The 20,654-nt window shown below is 68.2% G+C and carries 14 protein-coding genes and 3 pseudogenes; 6 read left to right on the top strand and 11 right to left on the bottom strand.

Going from position 1 to position 20,654, the window contains the following annotated elements; all coding sequences use genetic code 11:
• The first annotated feature begins 315 nt into the window (after window positions 1-315).
• Window positions 316-1,839: an alpha-amylase family glycosyl hydrolase gene (locus ACM26Y_RS13605; protein WP_416061168.1), complete on the top strand. Its 1,524-nt coding sequence runs from the start codon at window positions 316-318 to the stop codon at window positions 1,837-1,839.
• The gene (locus ACM26Y_RS13610) at window positions 1,836-4,580 is read left to right on the top strand and encodes an MGH1-like glycoside hydrolase domain-containing protein (RefSeq protein ID WP_416061169.1); all 2,745 of its coding nucleotides are present in this window, start codon (window positions 1,836-1,838) and stop codon (window positions 4,578-4,580) included. The genes ACM26Y_RS13605 and ACM26Y_RS13610 overlap by 4 nt, the downstream gene beginning before the upstream one ends.
• Window positions 4,581-4,775: 195 nt before the next feature.
• Here ACM26Y_RS13610 and ACM26Y_RS13615 read toward each other — a convergent pair.
• The 5 genes and pseudogenes from ACM26Y_RS13615 to ACM26Y_RS13635 form a co-directional block, all read right to left on the bottom strand.
• Window positions 4,776-5,537 (bottom strand): annotated as a pseudogene (locus ACM26Y_RS13615) (SulP family inorganic anion transporter); the annotation flags it as partial.
• A gap of 95 nt (window positions 5,538-5,632) precedes the next feature.
• Window positions 5,633-6,241 (bottom strand): hypothetical protein, encoded by a 609-nt coding sequence (locus tag ACM26Y_RS13620; protein ID WP_416061170.1) that lies wholly within the window; start codon window positions 6,239-6,241, stop codon window positions 5,633-5,635.
• Between the two features lie 100 nt (window positions 6,242-6,341).
• Window positions 6,342-6,758, bottom strand: coding sequence for a PLDc N-terminal domain-containing protein (locus tag ACM26Y_RS13625; RefSeq protein ID WP_416061171.1), 417 nt, complete (start codon window positions 6,756-6,758; stop codon window positions 6,342-6,344).
• Window positions 6,759-8,279: 1,521 nt separating this feature from the next.
• Complete coding sequence (locus ACM26Y_RS13630) at window positions 8,280-8,558, bottom strand: SHOCT domain-containing protein (RefSeq protein WP_416061172.1); 279 nt, start codon at window positions 8,556-8,558, stop codon at window positions 8,280-8,282.
• A gap of 55 nt (window positions 8,559-8,613) precedes the next feature.
• Window positions 8,614-9,064, bottom strand: a pseudogene (locus ACM26Y_RS13635) (DUF6325 family protein).
• Between the two features lie 344 nt (window positions 9,065-9,408).
• Here ACM26Y_RS13635 and ACM26Y_RS13640 point away from each other — a divergent pair.
• From ACM26Y_RS13640 to ACM26Y_RS13650, 3 genes are all read left to right on the top strand, one after another.
• Complete coding sequence (locus ACM26Y_RS13640; protein WP_416063671.1) at window positions 9,409-9,801, top strand: hypothetical protein; 393 nt, start codon at window positions 9,409-9,411, stop codon at window positions 9,799-9,801.
• 87 nt (window positions 9,802-9,888) lie between these two features.
• A complete protein-coding gene (locus tag ACM26Y_RS13645) occupies window positions 9,889-11,361 on the top strand; it encodes a hypothetical protein (RefSeq protein WP_416061173.1) in 1,473 nt (490 codons plus the stop codon).
• Window positions 11,362-11,366: 5 nt separating this feature from the next.
• Window positions 11,367-11,630, top strand: a complete 264-nt coding sequence (locus ACM26Y_RS13650; RefSeq protein WP_416061174.1) for a three-helix bundle dimerization domain-containing protein — start codon at window positions 11,367-11,369, stop codon at window positions 11,628-11,630.
• Window positions 11,631-11,750: 120 nt separating this feature from the next.
• On the opposite strand, the pseudogene ACM26Y_RS13655 reads toward ACM26Y_RS13650, so the two are convergent.
• Window positions 11,751-11,813 (bottom strand): annotated as a pseudogene (locus ACM26Y_RS13655) (ATP-binding protein); the annotation flags it as partial.
• A gap of 678 nt (window positions 11,814-12,491) precedes the next feature.
• Between ACM26Y_RS13655 and ACM26Y_RS13660 the strand changes: the two are divergent.
• Window positions 12,492-13,400, top strand: coding sequence for a hypothetical protein (locus ACM26Y_RS13660; protein WP_416061175.1), 909 nt, complete (start codon window positions 12,492-12,494; stop codon window positions 13,398-13,400).
• Between the two features lie 706 nt (window positions 13,401-14,106).
• On the opposite strand, the gene nuoN is transcribed toward ACM26Y_RS13660, so the two are convergent.
• The 5 genes from nuoN to ACM26Y_RS13685 all read right to left on the bottom strand — a co-directional run bounded on the left by nuoN (window position 14,107) and on the right by ACM26Y_RS13685 (window position 20,623).
• On the bottom strand, window positions 14,107-15,678 hold the full coding sequence (gene nuoN, locus ACM26Y_RS13665; protein ID WP_416063672.1) for an NADH-quinone oxidoreductase subunit NuoN: 1,572 nt from the start codon (window positions 15,676-15,678) through the stop codon (window positions 14,107-14,109).
• A gap of 74 nt (window positions 15,679-15,752) precedes the next feature.
• Window positions 15,753-17,384 carry an NADH-quinone oxidoreductase subunit M gene (locus ACM26Y_RS13670; RefSeq protein WP_416061176.1) on the bottom strand — a complete coding sequence of 544 codons (1,632 nt, stop codon included), beginning with the start codon at window positions 17,382-17,384 and terminating at the stop codon, window positions 15,753-15,755.
• Window positions 17,384-19,405 (bottom strand): NADH-quinone oxidoreductase subunit L, encoded by a 2,022-nt coding sequence (gene nuoL / locus ACM26Y_RS13675; RefSeq protein WP_416061177.1) that lies wholly within the window; start codon window positions 19,403-19,405, stop codon window positions 17,384-17,386. The genes ACM26Y_RS13670 and nuoL overlap by 1 nt, the downstream gene beginning before the upstream one ends.
• 115 nt (window positions 19,406-19,520) lie before the next feature.
• A complete protein-coding gene (nuoK, locus tag ACM26Y_RS13680) occupies window positions 19,521-19,820 on the bottom strand; it encodes an NADH-quinone oxidoreductase subunit NuoK (RefSeq protein ID WP_003937937.1) in 300 nt (99 codons plus the stop codon).
• Complete coding sequence (locus ACM26Y_RS13685; protein ID WP_152975438.1) at window positions 19,817-20,623, bottom strand: NADH-quinone oxidoreductase subunit J; 807 nt, start codon at window positions 20,621-20,623, stop codon at window positions 19,817-19,819. Before ACM26Y_RS13685 ends, nuoK begins: the two co-directional genes overlap by 4 nt.
• Window positions 20,624-20,654 lie beyond the last annotated feature (31 nt).

A 20,654-nucleotide genomic window follows, 5' to 3' on the forward strand; every position in this document is an offset into this window, starting at 1 on the left:
AGGCACCGGGCGCCTCGGCCTGGACTACCCTCATCGACACGGCCGTCGCCGGGATCTTCCCGGCGGGGACCGGGACCCCGCCGAAGTGTGCTCGTCGGCCGAACTCCGGTGGGGTCGTCGAGTGCGCCTTCAGCGCTTGTTCCGGCGCGCAAAGTCTATCCAGCGGTGGAAGTTCCGTGAAAAGGACCGTGCGTGAGGTGCAGTGGGCACAATGAGTTCGGTGATCGGCACCGGAGGATCGCGGTCGCGACACTCACACTGATGAGTCGGTTCCGGTATGCCTGCAGATGTTCTCGGCGGAAAGGGCGGTCCACCATGGAGGTCGCAGCTGGGGCGGGCGTGTCCATGGCGCCGCGTGGGACGTCGGCGGCCCATCCTTTTCTATACGAGATCAACACGTGGCCGTGGCTGGATCGGTTGAGCGGCGAGATCGGTCGTCGCCTCGATCTCGGGAGCGTGCCCGACGAGCAGTGGGATGCCATCGCCGCGCTGGGTTTCGACGCGGTATGGCTGATGGGTGTCTGGGAACGCAGCCCGGCGGGCGTGGCCATGGCCTTGGCCGACGACGGGCTCGTCGCCGGCTTCGAGGCGGCGCTGGGGGACTATGAGTCCTCCGACGTAGTCGGATCGCCGTACTGCATCCGTGCCTATGAGGTCGACCCGCGCTTGGGTGGTCGGGCTGGTCTCGGAGCCGCGCGGGCAGCGCTCGGCAAGCGGGGACTCGGCTTGATCCTGGACTTCGTCCCGAACCATGTGGCGCCCGATCATCCGTGGACGACCACTCACCCCGAGCGGTTCGTCCAGGGCACGGCGGACGATCTACGCGGCGATGCCGCGTCGTTCGTCGAGGTGGCCGGCCGGGTGCTGGCCAACGGACGTGATCCGTACTTCCCGGCATGGCCCGATGTCGTGCAGCTCGACGCCTTTTCCCCGAGTCTGCGTTCGGCGGTGGTGGACACACTCTGCCGGATCGCCGATCAGTGCGACGGGGTCCGATGCGACATGGCGATGCTCATGATGAACGACGTGTTCGCTCGGACGTGGGGAGATCGGGTCGGCGCCGCCCCCGCCGACGATTACTGGGCTCACGTGATTCCCGCGGTGCGCAGGACCCATCCGACGTTCCGCTTCATCGCCGAAGCCTACTGGGATTCGGAATGGGCACTGCACAAGCAGGGCTTCGACTTCTGTTACGACAAGCGCCTCTACGACCGTCTGGTGCAGAGGGACGCCGGGCAGGTGCACAGCCATCTCCTTGCCAACGTCGGCTACCAGGAAAAGCTGGTGCGCTTCCTCGAAAATCACGACGAGCCGCGGGCCGCGGCGGTGCTCGACCCGGCACGGGAGAAGGCCGTCGCGGTGGCAACGCTCACCCAGACCGGGGCGCGTCTGGTGCACGACGGCCAGATCGAGGGCCGACGGGTACGGCTACCGGTCTTCCTGGGTCGGTTCCCCGCAGAGCCGGCTGACAGCGATCTGTCCGCGTTCTACCACTCGCTGCTGGCGACGCTGCAGGACACCACGTTCCGGACCGGCACGTGGCGGCTGTGTGCCCGTTCGGGCTGGCCCGGCAACGACAGCGTCGACAATCTCGTAGCGTGGTGCTGGGACGGTGACCGTCGCTGGCTGGTCGTGGTGAACCTGAGCCCCGGCACCGCAACGGGGCGCGTGGGCGTTCCGTGGGACGACCTGAGAGGTGTGTCCTGTCGGCTGGTCGACCCGACCAACGACGTCGTCTTCGACCGAGCCGGCGCCGACCTCTGCGATGGCTTGTATGTCGAGCTCGGACCGTGGCATTGGCACCTGTTCCACATCGAATCCGCCCAGGAGGAGCAGTGAGTAACCAGGCATCCGACGGACCTGCGACGGTGGAACACGCTCGCCTTGCCGAAGCCACCGGGCGCGCCGAGGACGATCTGTTCGAGGCGAACCCGTGGTACGAATGGGGTCCCTACCTGTCGGAGCGGGCGTGGGGCACGGTGCGTGAGGACTACAGCGACAACGGGGACGCCTGGAGTTACTTTCCGCACGATCAGGCCCGCTCCCGGGCCTACCGGTGGAACGAGGACGGCATGGCCGGGTTGTCCGACATCCACCACGACCTGTGCCTGGCGTTGGCGCTGTGGAACGGGACCGATCCGATCCTCAAGGAGCGGATGTTCGGCCTCACCGGACCGCAAGGCAACCACGGTGAGGATGCCAAGGAGTACTGGTGGTATCTCGAGGGCCTGCCGAGTCACGCGCTGCTGCAATGGCGGTACCACTATCCGCAGGCAGAGTTTCCCTACCAGCGGCTGATCGACGAGAACGCCCGCCGCGGACGCGAGGACTTCGAGTTCGAATTGCTCGACACCGGGGTGTTCGACGAGGGGCGTTTCTGGATCGTCGACGTCACCTACGCCAAGGCCGACCCTACCGACATTCTCGTGCACATCACCGTCCACAACCACGGACCCGAGGCGGCCGACCTCGATGTCCTTCCCACACTGTGGCTGCGCAACACGTGGCGTCCGTCCGGCAGCGCCGACATCCCGCGCCTCTTCTTCGACCGGGGCGCAGTGGCCGTCGACCACCCCCATTTGGGTGGGTATCGACTCGAGGCCGGGCCGGCGAGTGATGGCACGCGGCCTGCACCGCTGTTCTGTGACAACGAGACCAACACCACCAGGTTGTACGGTGCCGCGCCGATCACACCCTTCCCCAAGGACGGCATCAACGACCACGTCGTCTCCGGCGCCGACACCGTCAACCCCGAGCGGGAGGGAACGAAGGCGGCGTGGCGGTACCACCTGACCGTTGCCGCCGGGGACACCGTGGAGCTGCGGCTGCGCCTGCGCCGACCCGCGACGGCCGAGTTCACCGCGCCCCCGACCGAGTGGTCGACGGTCTGGTTCGACGGCATCCTGGCGCGCAGGCGCGCCGAAGCCGACGAGTTCTACCGTGCTATCGCTCCCAGCGATATCGATTCCGAACGCATGCGGATCCTGCGCCAGTCGTGTGCGGGTCTGATCTGGAGTAAGCAGATGTACCCGTACCGGATGGCGAACTGGCTCGACGGCGACCCTGCCGAACCGGCTCCGCCGGCGGGGCACGTCAGCGGACGCAACACCGGGTGGCGGCACCTGGACTCGTTCGATGTGCTCGCGATGCCCGATCCGTGGGAGTACCCGTGGTTCGCTGCCTGGGATCTCGCGTTCCACACGATCCCGTGGGCGCATCTCGATCCCGCGTTCGCCAAGTATCAGCTGCTCGTCCTGCTCAAGGAGTGGTTCCTCCATCCCAACGGCGCCCTGCCCGCCTACGAGTGGAGCTTCGACGACGTGAACCCGCCGGTGCATGCCCTCGCCGCGGTGCGGGTGTACCTCATCGACGGCGGCCGTGACGTCGAGTTCCTCGAGCGGGTCTTCCACAAACTCCTGCTCAACTTCACCTGGTGGCTCAACCGCCAGGATCCCGACGGAAACAACCTCATCGGCGGCGGCTTCCTCGGGCTCGACAACATCAGCCCCGTGGACCGCTCGCACCTCCCGCCGGGGGTTCGCCTGGAGCAGGCCGACGGGACGGGGTGGCTGGCCTACTACTCGGCCGCCATGCTCCTGCTCGCCCTCGTCCTCGCCGACCGCAACGCGGTCTACGAGGACATGGTCGTCAAGTTTCTGGAACAGTTCGTGCTGATCATGGACGCGCTCGACGAGTCGGGGCTGTACGACCCGGACGACGGATTCTTCTACGACCGACTCCTCGACGCTGCCGGCAATGCCACCCCGATCCGGGTGCAGACCCTCGTCGGCGTGATACCAGCCCTGGCAGCGGTGTCCATTGCCGAGCGCAACCCCGAGCGGCTGCGCAGGCTCAGCAGGCGTTTCGCCCGCATGATGGATCGGCGCGGAAACCGTTCGGATCCGTCGTGGCGGGTGCGCACCACCGACACCCCCCGCCGGTTGCTGCTGTCGGTGCTCACCAAGAATCAGCTCCGGACCGTGCTCTCCACCCTCTTCGACGAGAACGCCTTCCTCTCACCGCACGGACTGCGCTCGCTGTCCAAACGGTTCACCTCCCCGTACACCCTGCCGGGCATACCCGGCGCCGTGATCGACTACGCACCGGCCGAGTCCCGCACCGCAATGTACGGTGGCAACTCGAACTGGCGGGGGCCCGTCTGGTTTCCGGTGAATTACCTCGTGATCCGAGCGTTGCTGCAGTACGCCCAGTTCTTCGGTGACGACTTCACCATCGACTATCCCACCGACTCCGGTCGGCAGCGCACCCTCCGGGACATCGCCGATGACCTCGCCGACCGCCTCGTCGGCATCTGGCTACCGAACGACGAGGGAAACCGGCCGGTCAACGGCGGCGCAAAACTGCTCCAGACCGATCCGGCCTGGAAGGACAACCTGTTGTTCTACGAGCACTTCCACGGCGACAACGGAGCCGGCCTCGGCGCCTCCCACCAAACCGGTTGGACGGCGCTGGTGGCTGATCTCATCCTCGACCCCCCAGCTGTAGCGCAGGAACCTTCGGCTACCAGCCCCCCTTCCGCTAGCGACATGCCTGCGAGTGATCGGTTCCGCTCCGAATAAGGTCGCTGTCAACGGCTCCGCCGGACCCGCACCCCGGTGCTCCCCGGCAACTCGCCGAGACCTTCCTTCCCTTCGACACGCCTTTCGGTCGAGTGGACAGCTCGGGGTGTCACAGGCCCGCACCCTCTTCCTGCGATCGGGTCCGGTCGCACGGCCGGTCGCGGCGCTCGAATGCGTCCACTGCGGCCTCGAGCGTGGGAGGGAAAGGGACGCGTCGAAGCGGTCTCTCACCCCGAACCGCTCCAACCGGTCCTTGATCGGCCCCTTCATCTCCGCGAACACCAGCCGGACGCCGCAGCTCTCCAAATAGCGGTCGAGATCGACCAGTTCGTCGACCGCGGTGGTGTCCAATCCGATGATGGGCTCGGGCTCGAGCACGACCCATTCGATCGGACGATGACCAATCCCGGGATGCGCCGGCCCCCGGGCGAGGTCGTGGAAGCCCTCCCGATCGGGCACGGCCACCAATTCGGCCCGGTAGGGCTGTCACCCCCGTACGACCACCGCAAGGAACGACAGTCCGATCGCGACCAGGATGCCCTGCAGGACTCCCACCAGCGCGACGCCGACGAATGCCGCGGCCGCCAGCAACGCCTCCGTCCGGCTCATACGCCACATCTGCACCAGCCCCCGCACGTCGACCAGCGCGGTCGCCGCCACGGTCGGTCACAGCCACCGGCACCACCGTCGCCGCGATCAACGGCGCCAGCGACGAATCGGGGCCCCAGGACGACGATCTTGGACGGCCCCACGATCGCGTAGGCCAGCAGCGGAACGATCGTCGCGTACAGACCGGCGTACGCGGGCAGCCCCGCCGCTTCGGCGTAGCCCATGCCGGCAGGGATCAACAGCTGTCAGGACAAGACCGGCAACGACATCCGAACGCAGCCACTCCCGACGGTAGCCGCGTACCGTCTCGACTCCGGGCAGTCGAGCCAGAGCTCGCTTCCGGGACACCTCGCGATTATGGCACTGCGCACAGCTGTCGCAGCGCGCGCTGCCGGCCGGGAGGCCGGGACCCGAGCCACATCTGCTGACCTCCGGCCCTGCGCTCAGTCCACGGACCAACCCGGCGTGGTGCCGACGGTGCGCCACTCGTCTTCCCACTGCGTGAGTCGGCGATGCTCGTTCCGTCGATGGAATCCGTACAGCCCGACGCACGCCACCGCGGTTGGCGCCGTCCACACCGCCACGGCCGCGAGAACGGCAGTCACGGCGATATCCGATCCGCTGTGAGGCGCCGCGACCGGGGTACCGTTTTCGTCGACCCACAGTTCGAGCATCTCACCCGGGCGCATGTCGATTGCCGGTGCCCATCTTCCGATCTGCAGCCCGCCGTCCGTGCTCCACTGCACCCAATCCGGCTCGTCCCCGGCACGGCTCGACCCTTCGGCTCCCGGCCGGAGCACCTGCAGCGGTGCCAGCCCGAGTACCGTCGCCTCGACGTGGCGGTTGGTCTGCCGCTGCTGCTGCGCCTGGGCCGCCAGCGTGCCGTAGGTGACCGACCCGTATGCCGCAGCGAAGGGCACTATCGTCAGCACGAACGCCACCACCAGCATGGTCAGACCGGCCTCGATCCGGTCGCACCCGCGCAGCAACCGGTTGCGTCCCCACGGGGCTCGGCGCCACAGACGAACCAACAACGGCGGTTCCGGTCTCATCACCGTCTCCCGGTCACGTACGCCCTACCCACGCCCCGGCCCGCCCCGGAATCGAGCCAGCGGCCGGGGCGTGGCACTAGGCACTAGCCTGGGCGTCGGCTCAGCCGACGGGCACACCGTCACGCCCAGCGGTAGCCGGCCCGAGCGCCTGGGCTTTGAGGTGTCCGAATTCTGCGGCAGTGATCGCTCCCGAGTCGAGCAACGCCTTCGCGTCGGCGATCTGTTCGGCCGGGGACTTTCCGACCGCCACCGTCCGGATGTACTCGTCGGTGGCCTGCTTGGCTTCCGTCTGCGCCTGCTGCGCCCGCAACGCCATACCGCGACCGCGGACGATCAGATACACCAGCGCGCTGATATACGGGAAGAGCACCAGCACGACCACCCACACCGCCTTGATCCAGCCCGAGACGGTGTGATCCCGAAACAGATCGACCAGGATCTGGAACAGCACGATCAGATACGCCACGAAGGCGAACACGACGATCGTGTACCACACGTAATCCCAGAAGGAATCCATCAGTTGTACCTCCTCGACTGGACCGGCGGCGACGAAGACGATCGTCGGGGAACCGGTCGGCTATGGAAAACTCGAATCCTGCTACGGCGATGCCGCCGCGCTGCGGCGCCGCTCCTTGCCCGCGACTCGACCGAGGCCAGGACACTTCGACGGGCGAGTCGTTCTCCGAGTCCCGGCAGATCCGACCCGGAACCCACTCGAATGACCGACGTTCACCTCCAGCGCGGCCTCGACGACCGCGTGAAGTACATCCATCCCACCGAAATCGGTGGTAAGCCGATCGACCATGACGGCGTCGGCACCAGCATCCGGCATGTTCATCTCGCATCCATGTGGCCCCATGCCAGCAGAACCGTGCATATCGTATGCCGCTCATCTGCGCGGAGTCCCCGAAACCGTCAACGTGGTGTAGGCGCTCGATCGGTGGACCGGGAAGAAGCAGTACCGCACCAACCCACTACCTTTTCGATCTTGTCGTGCGGTTCCATCCTTGCCAGGCTTGTCCTGCGCCGGAAACTCAAATTCAGGGCCGACCGTTCCGGTGCTCAGCGCGACCGAAAACCTGTCCGTCCCCGTTGTTGTCACGGCGCTCGCCGTCTACCGGCTTGCTGCAGGAAATGTTGATGCCTACGTCGCTGACCGAAAACCAGTGGCTCGCATGCCTGGCTTCCCGTCCCCCAACACTCGACCGGAATGCCATCGGTGGGCTGCGATCGTCGACGCTCTGGTCGGGAACCTGCGCGAAGTCCGTCACCATCTGGCTCCCTCGAGCAGGCCACCGACCGGGACGAACAGATCCTGGCGCTGATCGAATCGCTCGCCTGGCTCAACCGACTACTCGACATACCGGCATCCCACGGACTCGAGACCGCAACCGGATAAACCTCACCCGAGTTTCCACTGTCACCGCTACTCGCTGCGGCGTCGAGGTTCCTGCTGCGGCAGGACCGGTGTGTCTGGGCGGAGGCCCCCGTCCAAGAGGAGGGTGATTCGCGTCCTGGATGTTTGTCCGATCCATGGAGAAACCGCCGGGGCTTCCGCCCCTCCATGAGGCCCCCGATCTCGCGTGCGTGGCTCGCGCTCCGCGTTGCACAGGTCGAAGAAAGGATTTCTCGTCGCATGCGAACACCCCGGCGGTGCGGGGATCGACCCTCGACTGGTGTGCAGGAGCGTTCCTCCCGCTCGATGGGTGCGGTCGCATGGTCGCGTCCCAGCCTCTGGTGTGTGCGCTGGTCCACTCCGGACGCAGCGTAGGTCGGAAGAACCTCGGGACAGGGGTCGGGCCCCACAAGTCCACGGGTGGATCCTCCCCGCGGGCGAGTCAAATCCTGAAGTCTCACCCGGCTCGTCGAAACCCCCTTGACGACAAGCCATCGCGCAAGGATTGTCGAAAATGGGCGCGGCAGTCCAGCGGTTCCCTCGCCCCGATCTCCGGAAAGTGAAGGGGGGCGGCATTGGCGAGAACCCATCTCCCTCTCCACGGCCTCCCACAGTCGAATCGACGTACACCTAGGGTTGATCTCAGGATGAGAGGATCCGTGCCTTCTCGGCCTCGAATTCGGCCTCGGTGAGTACGCCCTGCGCCTTCAACGCGGCGAGGTCTTTCAGAGCGGCGATCCGGTCCGTTCCACCCGGCGTCGCCTGGGCCGGTTGTGGTGGATGCTGCGCGTATTGGTCGTACTGTGCCTGTTCCTGTGCCATCCAGCGTTGGCCCTGTCGCCGGGAGACACGGTTGGACACGGCGGTGGCGGTACCGGCCACCACGGCGGTGCGGGCAACGCCGCGAAGCAGTCCGGGCATGGCAGACTCCTCGTGTACTCGACCTGTGTGTCGATTCCGATTTTGCTGTGTTATTTCAGTTTTCCGTTTCGGCGGCGTCCAGGGACGCCAGGATGCTCTGCACCGGGATGCGGCCCGAGGCGACGAGCTGGGCGCCGGTCACGGCGCAACGCCCGCGCAAACGGGGCGACCCAGGTGTTCTCGTATACGAGCACGGCCGCTGAGCAGCCCGGTTCCAGCGCAGCCCCGGCTTCAACGAAGTCCGTCTCGTCGAGCAGACCCGAGGCGGCCTCCGCGAAGAGAGTCACGTCGATCTCACCTTCGAGTCCGACGTCGGCGATGTCGATGCCGGCGACGGAGCCGCCCGGGGCCTTGCGGACGAACGCCAGGTCCAGTACACGGATGAGGCCGCGCTCGACGAGGTCACGCAGCAGCGGGAGCGCCGACCCGTCGGGCGGACGGTCGGCAGGGGATTCGATGACGAGATAGTCGACCGGACCCATCTCGTCGATGTCGGAATCGGTCACCAGTGGCCTCGTTTCAGTGACAGGAACTGTTTTCGGTGGCAGTGCGAGCAGATCGCACGGCGCTGCGTCCCAAGTGGTAGTGACGCCGACTGCGAAAACGACGCAGCCGTCCACCGCAGGCCGACGATAACTCCCCCACCCCTGCGCGCATCCCTTTTTCGGGCAGCCGGATTGCTGCCACCTCGTTGTCGGACGAGGACAACGGAGGCGTGATCGCTCCGATACCGAGAACGAGCCGAAAGTCCCTGCGATAAGGACGCGACCGAGCGCACACTTGCCCCAGTCAGGTCCGTTGACAAAGGGAGACGACCGTGTCACAGAATGTACGTACCGACCACGAAGACATGTCCGTCAAACAGGGCATCGCCGCGGGAACCTCGATCGGGGCCGCAATCATCATGGCCACCATCGGGATTCTCCAGTTCTTCCAGGGTATTGCGGCCGTCGCCGAGGACGAGCTGTTCGTGCAAGGCCAGGAGTACACGTTCAAGTTCGACTTCACCACATGGGGATGGATCCACATCGTCTTCGGGGTGGTGATGGTTGTGGTGGGCATCGCCTTGATCACCGGCGCGACGTGGGCGCGGGTGGCGGCGATCGTCATCGCGGCGCTGTCGATCCTGGCGAACTTCATGTGGCTGCCGTACTACCCGTGGTGGTCGATCCTGATCATCGCGCTCGACGTGGTGGTCATCTGGGCGGTCTCGACCTGGAATCCCAAGGCCGAGTACTACTGACCCGCGCGACGCCGCCGGACCGCCCACCGCGGTGGTCCGGCGACAGTCCCTGTTGTATTCATCAGTTGCGGAAGGGACGACGCCGAGATGACGGCAGAGACCAGCCCGGGCGGCGCAGACACGAACGGCCGGCTCGACAGCGACGAGCGCGCCGAGCTGGAACGACTGCGTGCCGAGGTCGCCGCGCTGCGGGAACGGACGACGGCCGAGGCGACGGCACCTGCACCGACTCCGCCGCGCCCACCACGTCCACCGCGGCACGGGTGGCGGTGGGCCGCGGTCGCGCTGCTGACCTTCCTGGTCGCCGTGCTGGCGATCACCTCGGTGGTCTCGCGATTCGTGCGCAGCGAGATCCTCGACACCGACCGCTACGTGACCACGGTCGCGCCGCTGGCCTCCGACGCGGCGCTGCAAACCCAGATCGCGAACTCCATCACCGACGAGATCTTCGCTCGCGTCGACGTCGAAGGGCTGACCACCGACGCCCTGACCGCCCTGACCGACGCGGTCCCGGCCACCGCGAACGCTCCTCGCGTCGACCGCGCGGTCGAAGGTCTGGCTCCGGTCATCACCGGTCAGGCCCGCAGCTTCGTCAACCAGACGGTGCTCTCCCTCGTGCGCAGCGACCAGTTCGAGGACCTGTGGATTCAGGCCAACCGCGCCGCACACACCGCGCTGGTGGCGGTGGTGACCGGCAACGTCGGCCCGTCCTCGGTCACCGTCGACGAGTCCGGCACGGTCAGTATCTCGCTCGGCACCGTGATCGACAACGTCAAGGCCCGGTTGCTCGACCGCGGCTTCACCTTCGCCGAGAAAATCCCCTCCGTCGACAAGCAGTTCGTGCTGTTCCGGTCCCCGGATCTGGTCCGGGCCCAACGCGCGGTGAACACCCTCGACAACGCCGCGGACGTGCTGCCGTGGCTCACCATCGCCGCCGCGGCCGCCGCGGTCGCCGTCGCGCCCCCGGGCCGGCGCCGCCGCGCGCTGGCCTTCGTCGGCGTTGCGCTGGCGGTGGGCATGCTGGTGCTGGCGATCGCGCTCCTTGTCGCTCGGGCACAGTATCTCAATCAGGTGCCCCCGGAGGTGTTGTCCCCGGATGCGGCCACCGCGATCGTCGACACGGTGCTGGTGCCGCTGCGGGCCGCGCTGCGCGCGGTGGCTGTGCTCGGGGTGGTCGTCGCGCTCGGGGCCTATCTGACCGGCGGTTCGGCCTCGGCCGTGGCGGTGCGCCGCGGCTTCGGCCGGGGCCTCGACGCGGTACAACGTGCACGCCACCCCCGGGCGCCGAATCAGCTTGAGGAGTGGGCCTTCCACGCCCGCACCGTGCTGCGGGCGACGATCATCGGGATCGCCGCGCTGCTGTTGATGTTCTGGCGCTACCCCACCGGCCTGGTCGTGGTGTGGATCGTGCTCGGCGCGCTGTTGGCCCTGCTCGTCCTGGAACTGGTGATCCGGCCCGCCCGCACCCACCCCGAGTCACCGCCCCCGCCAGAGCCGGAAGCGAGCCTGCCCGAGAACACGACAACCGGTCCCCCGGCACCCCGTTCGGAGGGGAGGTAAACGCCGTGACCGACCGCACCCACCCCGTAGCCCGAGACCCTCGTCCCCTGCCGGGCGAGGACGAGATGCTGCAGATCGAATCGGTCGTCGCCCGACTCGTCGCCCGCTTCCCCACTGTGCCACCCCTCGACATCGATCTCGCCGTGCGGACCGCCGAAAAACGGTTCGCCGACGCGACGATCCGCGCCTTCGTTCCCCTGCTGATCGAAAAAGCGGTCCGCCGCACCCTCGGTGACAGCTCCCGCGAACCCGGAACCGAACCAGGGTAGCTGGGCAGTACGGCGCACACCGTCGGTCCGCAGCGTAGGTGGCACTACAGGCCGCTTTCGGTGGATATCCAGGACATGCGGCCGGGGGTCGTAGGTCGCGTCCACGACCACCACCCCGGAGGTGCGGTCGTTGCAGGCATGCTCGACCGCGTTGGCCAGAGCCTCGTACACCGCCACGAGCACATCGGCGCGACCGTCCTCGTCGAGCCGACCCCAGCGCAGCCAACTACTCGAGGCGTGCCGCAGCTACCGTCAGCTCCGAGGCCAGAGCCGGCAGCTGCTGATGCCAGCACACGGTGGAGTTCAGGGACGGATCGAGTGGAGGTCGGTGCATGAGCCGTTTCCGAGCCAGGCCTTCGCGACCTTCGTGCGCTCGGTGCACACCGGACCCGACGAGGGGGAACAACGATCCGCCAGGCTACTGGCAGGAGACCCGGGCCCGCGCCCCGGTGCCGACGAGCGCCACGGTACCGGGGCGGGACGCTCCGACTGGCCCGCCCCCTTCCCGCCCCCGGGGACGGACCGAACCGACGGGCACCGGCGTCCCTTTCTCGTCCCCGTTCCCGTCCTTGTCTCGGGGATAGTTCTGCGACGAATTCCGGAACAGGTGTTCGAATAACTCAAAATTTCCGTCTGGTGCGGATTTTGAAGGCCTACGCAGCGAACCCCCACCAGCCGCCCGTCGCCGCCCGGCGGCATACCCACGCGGAACCGTCGAAGGGCACGACCGAAACGTCGACACCGGTCACCCGCCGAGTCGGCGATCCCCTGCGCCTGAACCGAGGGTAGGGGCATCCCTCTGGTCAGCGTGGCTCGGCCGGGCCCGACGCTGGGGACGCGGCGCGAAGTTCGCGTTGTTCGGTGCGCAGTTCGTCGGCGCGTTCGCGGGGGGGGGGGGGCGTCGACCTGGGCGCGGGCCGCGGCGGTCTCGGCGTAGGCGGCCGCGAGGTCGGCGCGCACGGCCTCGGTGCGCTCGCGCTCGGCGGCGGTGTCGGCGCGGGCGGCGGCCAGGTCGGCGTCGAGCCGGCCCACGGTGGCGGTGGCCTGGTCGGCGGTGGCGCGGAGCCGGGCGAGCTCATCTCGCTGCTCCCCGACGAGGTCCTCGAGGTCGGCGGTCCGCCGACGGTGCGCCGCCTCCGACTCCTCGAACCGGGTCGTCCACGCGTCAAGCGCGGCTGCGTGGTCGGCGCGCACGCGGTCGAGCTCCTCCTGGTGCTCGCGGCGGGCCGCGACGAGTTGTGCGGTGGCGCCGTCGGCCTGCGCGAGCGCGGCAGCCGCGGCCGCGTCGGCGTCCGCGCGCTCGTCCAGTGCGGCGTCGTGTTGCTCACGCAGCCGGGCGATCTCGGCTCCGGCGTCGGCGCGGACCTTGTCGGCGTCGGGCCGCACCCGACGGAGGTGCGCATCGAGCGCGGCGGGTCGGACAGCAGCGCGGTGGCCGCGGTGATCGACGCGGCCACCGCGCTCAGCCGCTCGAGGGCGGCCTGGGTTTCTGCCGCAGCAGCGGGACCTCCTCGGCCAGGGTGGATACGGCCGCCGCCGGATCGGTGGGGTTGCCGCCTCGAGCCGCTCGGCGCGGGCCGCCTCCTTCTGTCGTTGCCGCCACGCCCGGACCAAGTCCGCGTCCGAGGCGTACTCCGGCGCCGCCCTCCCCTGGTGCCCTCGGTCATCGCTCCGCCCTCCCGATCGCCTCCTGAGCCGTCGCCGGTCTTCGAGCACCTGGTGCAGATCGATATCGTGCGCGGTGGTCATCGCGTGGTCTTCCTCGAGTGACTTTGGACGGTCTCTCCGAGAATCACGCGATGGCCGCTTCCGTTCGCTTTACGACACGCCGGCCGTATCGTCCAGGTCCGGTTCGTACATATAGATGATGGATACAACCACCGAAGGACGGGGAGGCACCCGACCAGGTCGCGATCGAGCAGAACGCCCGGATACACAGGTGACCGGCCGCGAACACCGAAAGTCGAGGTAAGCAAGGTGCCGGCTCCGCTGGTGACCCTCGGTATCGGCGCTGTGGTGGCGTACGCCAAGGCCCGGCGGCATCTCACCCTGGTCGTGGATCCCGATCGTGCGGATCCCTCGCGTCACTTCTGGGTGTTCAAGGTCGCCATACTACTGGTGCTCGTAGCGATCACGTGGTGGTCGATCACGGCTGCTGCGCCGCAGCTCGGCTCCCTGCTACCGGGCCTTGTCATAGTGCCCCACCATGGCCCCTCCCCGGGGGAGCTGCTCGCCGGACGGGCGGTGGCGGGTGAGGTGGCCCGTAAGCGAGTTCGACAGGTACACCGACCATTCGCGTCAGGATTCGGCTTTCTTGAAATTCCGTCCGGTTCGTATTCAGTCGGGTAGGGCCACTTCCCTGCCGTATGTCAGCGGCGATCGCCCAAGAACTCGGCCCGGCCGGCGAGAAAGCCGCGCTTGTTTTCCGCGGCTGCGTCCTCGTCCGCCCGGGTCCCCGCGCTCGTCGGCGGAACCGTCAGCCGAGGAACACCGCGACCTGGTCCACCAGATCGAGCAACGGCTGCGGGAAGACGCCGAGCGCGACGGTCACCACCGCTCCGCCGGCAATCGTGACGGTCGTCAACACGCTGGGCGCCACGACCGTGGGGGCGTCGCGGTCCGGCTCGTCGAAGAACATCAGCACGATGACGCGCACGTAGAAGTACGCCGCGACGGCGCTGCTGACCACGCCGACGATCACGAGCGGAACGGCGCCGCCACCCGCCGCCGCCCCGAACACGGCGAACTTGCTGACGAACCCGCTGGTGAGCGGGATGCCGGCGAACGCGAGCAGGAACAGGGCGAACACCGCGCCGACGAGCGGAGAGCGCCGGCCGAGACCCGCCCAGCGGGACAGATGGGTCGCCTCCCCGAGGTCGTCGCGGACCAGGGTCACGACGGCGAATGCACCGAGGGTGCTGAACCCGTAAGCGAACAGGTAGAACATCGTCGACGCCAGCCCGGCCCGGTCGGCGGCGATCAGCCCGGTGAGGATGAAGCCGGCGTGGGCGACCGACGAGTAGGCCAGCATCCGTTTGACGTCGTTCTGCGTCACCGCCAGCACCGAACCCACCACCATCGTCAGGATCGCCACACCCCACAGCAGGGGACGCCAGTCGTCGCGCAGTCCGGGTAGCGCCACGTAGAACACGCGCAGCATCGCGCCGAACGCCGCGATCTTGGTGGCCGCCGCCATGAAGGCGGTGATCGGTGTGGGCGCTCCCTGATAGACGTCAGGGACCCAGGAATGGAACGGCACCGCTCCGATCTTGAACAGCAGACCCACCGCGAGCATCGCCGCACCGATCACCACCAGCGCGTCGCCGTCCGCGCGGACGGCGACGGCGTCGGCGATACCCGCCAGGCCCACGGTCCCTGCGTAGCCGTACAGCAGCGCCACCCCGAACAGGAAGAAGGCCGAGGAGAAGGCGCCGAGCAGGAAGTACTTCAGGGCCGCCTCCTGGGAGAGCAGGCGCTGCCGACGGGCCAGGCCGCACAGCAAGTACAGGGGCAGCGACAGGACCTCGAGCGCGATGAACATGGTGAGCAGGTCGTTCGCGGCCGGGAACAGCAGCATCCCCCCGACCGCGAACAGCACCAGCGGGAACACCTCGGTCTGGGAGATCCCCTGCGCGGCGGCCTCGCGCTCGGCGACGCTGCCCGGCACCACGGAGGCCTGCGGGGCGAACGCGTCGGCACCGCCGCGCCCGGTGGCCACCGCCGCGCCGGGTCCCTCCGGCACGGCACCCCGAGGGTTCGGCTCGATGCCGCGCTCGGCGACGAGCAGCACCGCGAGGATCGAGACGAGCAGGATGGTGCCCTGCAGGAACAAGGTGGGTCCGTCGACCGCGACGGCGTCGACCGCGGCGGTGTACCCGGGCGCGGCGCCGGCGGCGAAGTCCAGGCCCGCGGCGAGGACGACGACCGCCACGAACGCGGCACCGAGTCCACCGAGCGCGAGCAGCAGCTGGCTCGCGTACCGGCCGCGGCGGGGAACGAACGCCTCGACGAGCACCGCGGCCACGGCCACCCCGAACACGATCAGCATGGGAGAGAGCGGGCCGTATTCCAGGTCGGGAGCCGGAATCGCCTGCGCGAGAACGAGGGTGCCGTCCAAGGAAGTCACCTGTGCGTCCCTCCGTGTGTGTCGGTGCCTAGCCCGCCCGCGACGGGTTCGGGCGGGACGGGCGGCACCGGATCGGGCCGGTCGACCGTGACCAGGACCTGGTCGACCGCTGGGGTGATCACGTCGAGGGCGGGCTTCGGGTAGACGCCCAGGACGAGGAGCAACGCGATGAGCGGCACCACGACGGCGAGTTCGCGGGGCACCAGGTCGCGTACGTGCTCGTTGCCGTCGGTGACCGGTCCGGTCATCATGCGCTGGTAGAGCCACAGCACGTAGATCGCCGACAGGACGAGCGCGAGCACCGCGAAGACGGCGGCGACCTGGTAGCGCGGATAGGTGCCGACCAGCACCAGGAATTCGCTGACGAACGGTGCCAGGCCGGGCAGGGACAGGGTCGCCAGTCCGGCGACGAGGAACGTGCCGGCCAGGACGGGGGCGACCTTGCGGACGCCTCCGTACGCGGCGATGGCACGGGATCCGCGTCGGGAGACGAGGAACCCGGCGATCAGGAACAGCGCCGCGGTGGAGATGCCGTGGTTGACCATGTACAGCGTCGAGCCGGCCTGGCCCTGGCTGGTCATCGCGAAGATGCCGAGGATGATGAACCCGAAGTGCGAGATCGAGGTGTAGGCGATCAGCCGCATCACGTCCGTCTGACCGATCGCGACCGCCGCACCGTAGACGATGCCGATCACCGCGAGCGTGACGATCACGGGCGCGAAGTACACCGACGACTCGGGGAAGAGCTGCAGGCAGTAGCGCAGCATGCCGAACGTGCCGACCTTGTCGACCACGGCCATCATCAGCACCGCTCCGGCGGGCGTGGCCTGCACCGCGGCGCCGGGCAGCCAGGTGTGGAACGGCCACAGGGGCGCCTTCACGGCGAAGGCGAACATGAAGCCGAGGAACAGCGCGTGGAGCACCACAGCGTCGGCACCGAGACCAGCGTCGGTGACGACGGCGACGATCTCCCGGAAGTCGAAGGTGCCGGCGCCCTGCCGGGCGGTGACCACGTACAGTCCGATCACCGCGGCCAGCATGATCAGCCCACCGAACAGGTTGTAGAGCAGGAACTTCACCGCCGCGCGGGAGCGACGGCGCCGGTCTCCGAGCCGGTCCCCGAAACCCCCGATGAGGAAGTACATCGGGATGAGCATCGCCTCGAAGAAGATGTAGAACAGCAGCACGTCGAGCGCGGTGAACGAGACCATCACCATCGCCTCGACCGAGAGCATCAACGCCATGTACAGGTGTGTGGTTCGCCGCGGCATGGACGGGCGAGCGGTGTCGGCGGGCTCGGGCGGTGTCGTATCGTTCCAACCGGCCAGCATGAGCAGCGGAAGCAGCACCGCGGTGAGCAGCACCAGCACGAGCGCGATGCCGTCCACGCCCAGCGTGTAGCGGGTGCCCAGGGCCGGGATCCACGGGTGCGATTCGACGAACTGGTACTGCTCGCCCGCCGGGTCGAACCCGACCGCCAGCACGCACGCCAGCACGAGCACCAGGGCCGCGACCGCCAGCGCGGTGCCCTTGGCGAGGCTCCGCATGCGGGCAGGAATCGCCAGTACGACGACGGCACCGACGAGCGGCACCACCCACAGGGTCGTCAACCAGGGAAAGTTGCCCACTACAGCCTCCCCAGCATCATCGCGGCGACCACGACGGCCGCGCCTACCAACATGGACAAGCCGTAGGACCGCACGAACCCGGTCTGCAGGTGCCGCATCCGGGCGGAGAGGGCACCGACCGTCGCGGAGATCCCGTCGACCGCCCCGTCGACGGCCTTGTCGTCGACGGTCACCAGGGTCGTGGTCAGGGACCGTCCGGGCCGCATGAACACCGCCTCGTTGACGGCGTCGCCGTAGAGATCCCGGCGCGCGGCGACGGTGAACGCCGACACGTCGGCGGGGGCGGCGTCGGGGATGTCGCGCCGGGCGTACTGCCGGTAGGCCACCGCGACACCCGCGAGCACGACGGCGAGGGTGAGGGCGGTGATCACCCACACCGGGAGCAGATGTTCGATCTCCGCGGTCCCCACCACCGGTTCGAGCCAGTCCTGCAGCGCCCCACCGAGGGTGAGTGCGGCACCGGCGCCGACCGAGCCGAGGGCGAGCAGGATCATGGGCACCGTCATCACGGTGGGCGACTCGTGGGGATGGACGTCGGCCGCCCAGCGACGCCTGCCGAAGAAGGTCATCAGCATTACCCGCGTCATGTAGAACGCGGTGATGCCGGCCCCGAGCAGGGCGGCCGTGCCGAGGACGATCCCTTCCGCACCACCGGCGCCGAACGCCGCTTCGATGATCTTGTCCTTGGAGAAGAATCCGGCGAACGGTGGGATGCCGATGATCGCGAGGTAGCCGAGACCGAAGGTGACGAACGTGATCGGCATGACGGTGCGCAGGCCGCCGTAGTGCCGCATGTTCACCTCGTCGTTCATCCCGTGCATCACCGATCCGGCCCCGAGGAACAGTCCGGCCTTGAAGAAGCCGTGGGTGAGCAGGTGCATGATCGCGAAGGCGTATCCGGCGGGACCGAGGCCGGCGGCAAGGACCATGTAGCCGATCTGGCTCATGGTCGAGGCGGCGAGTGCCTTCTTGATGTCGTCCTTGGCGCACCCGATGACGGCTCCGAACAGCAGGGTCACCGCGCCGACGATCACCACGGCGAGTTGGGCGGTGGGGGCGAGGTCGAAGAGCACGTCGGACCGCACGATGAGGTAGACGCCCGCGGTGACCATGGTGGCGGCGTGGATCAGGGCCGACACCGGTGTCGGGCCCTCCATCGCGTCACCGAGCCAGGACTGCAGGGGCACCTGGGCGGACTTGCCGCATGCGGCGAGCAGCAGCACGAGGCCGAGTGCGGTGAGCACGCCGTCGCTCGCCGCGTCGGCGCCGGCGAAGACATCGTCGAACGTCACGGACCCGAACGTCGCGAACATGATCATCATGGCGACGGCCAGGCCCATGTCGCCGACACGGTTGACGACGAAAGCCTTCTTCGCGGCCGTCGCAGCGGACGGCTTGTACTGCCAGAACCCGATGAGCAGGTACGAGGCGAGACCGACGCCTTCCCAGCCCACGTACAGGCCGAAATAGTTGTCGGCGAGGACGAGGAGCAACATCGCCGCGAGAAAGAGGTTGAGGTAGGCGAAGAACAACCGGCGGCCGGGAGCGGAGCCTGCGGAGCGACCCGACGTACCCGCAGCGGAACCCGCGGAGCGACCCGACGCACCCGCAGCGGAACCCGCGGAGCGACCCGACGTACCCGCATCGGAACCCGCGGAGCGACCGGAGGGGTCCGGGCCGTGCGCCATGTACCCGACGGAGTAGATGTGGATGAGCGATCCGACGCCGGTGATCAGCAGCACAAAGCACATCGACAGCTGGTCGAGCTGGAGACCGAAGTCGATCTGGAGGTTCGCAACCGGCACCCACTGGAAGAGGTCCTGGTTCACGGCTCGGTCGGCGGTGTCGCGGCCGAGCATGTCGACGAAGAGGGCGAGACCGAGCGCGAACGAGGCCAGCGCCGTCGCGCAGCCGAGCAGGTGTCCCCACGTGTCGCTGCGCCGGCCGGTCAGCAGCAGTACGACCGCGCCGAACAGCGGCAGCGCGGGCAGCAGCCAGACCGTCGACGAGATCCCGTTCATGCCGGTCCGCCCGTCGGGGCGCCGGCTGTCGTCTCGGACACGGTCGTCTCGGGCACGGTCGTCTCGGGCACAGTCTCCTCCTCGTGCGTGGGCGGACGGGTGTCGTCCGGGGGCGTCAGTACTTCAGGAGGTTGGCGTCGTCGACGGAAACCGAACGCCGGGAACGAAAGATGGTCATGATGATCGCGAGGCCGACGACGACCTCGGCGGCGGCCACGACCATGGTGAAGAACGCGATGACCTGGCCGTCGAGATTGCCGTGCATGCGCGCGAAGGTGACGAACGCCAGGTTCGCGGCGTTGAGCATCAACTCGATGCACATGAACACGACGATCGCGTTGCGGCGCAGCAGGACTCCGGCCGCGCCGATGGTGAACAACAGGGCGGACAGGTACAGGTAGTTCTCGGGGTTCACCGCGATCCCTCCTCACCGGACGAGCCACCGCGCGGTGCGTCGCTCTCACGCGGTCGGGCGTCGTCGTCGACGGTCACGGCCCGCTGCCGGAGCACCTCGCTGACCGACAGGTCCGAGTACGATCCGTCGGGCAGCCGGGCCGGCACGTCGACCGCGTTGTGACGGGCGTAGACGCCGGGACTCGGCAGCGGGGTGGCGCGGCCACCGGCGCGGAAGCGTTCCTGCGACAGTTCCCGCTGGGTCTTGCGCAGCCCGAACCGTTCCCGATGAGCCAGGACCATGGCGCCGATCGTGGCGGTGATCAGCAGGGCGCCGGTGAGTTCGAACGCCCAGACATACCGCACGAAGATCAGCTCGGCCAGGCCGGTGATGTTGCCTGCGGCGTTCGCGGCGTCGAGGCCGGCGAACTCGGAGACGGCGGCGTTACCGAGACCACCGACGAGCAGCAGGCCGAATCCGAGTCCGGCCGCGATCGCGGCGACCCGCTGGCCGCGCAGCGTCTCGACGAGCGAGTCGGAGGAGTCGACGCCGACGAGCATGACCACGAACAGGAACAGCATCATCACCGCCCCCGTGTAGACCACGATCTGCACGACCCCGAGGAACAACGCATCCTGGGCGATGTAGAACACCGCGAGGATGATCATGGTGACTGCGAGGAACATCGCCGAGTACACGGCCTTGGACGCGGCGACGACGCCGAGTGCGCCGAGCACCGCGAACGTTCCGAGTATCCAGAACAGCACGGCCTCGCCGGTGGATGTGCGGGTGACGGCCTCGGCCGCCAGCAGGGCCGGCGTCATCGGGTCCATCGAGACCACTCCCCTCGCCGCC

Origin of the sequence: Rhodococcus indonesiensis (assembly GCF_047782815.1) — a bacterium.
Lineage (GTDB): Bacteria > Actinomycetota > Actinomycetes > Mycobacteriales > Mycobacteriaceae > Rhodococcus > Rhodococcus indonesiensis.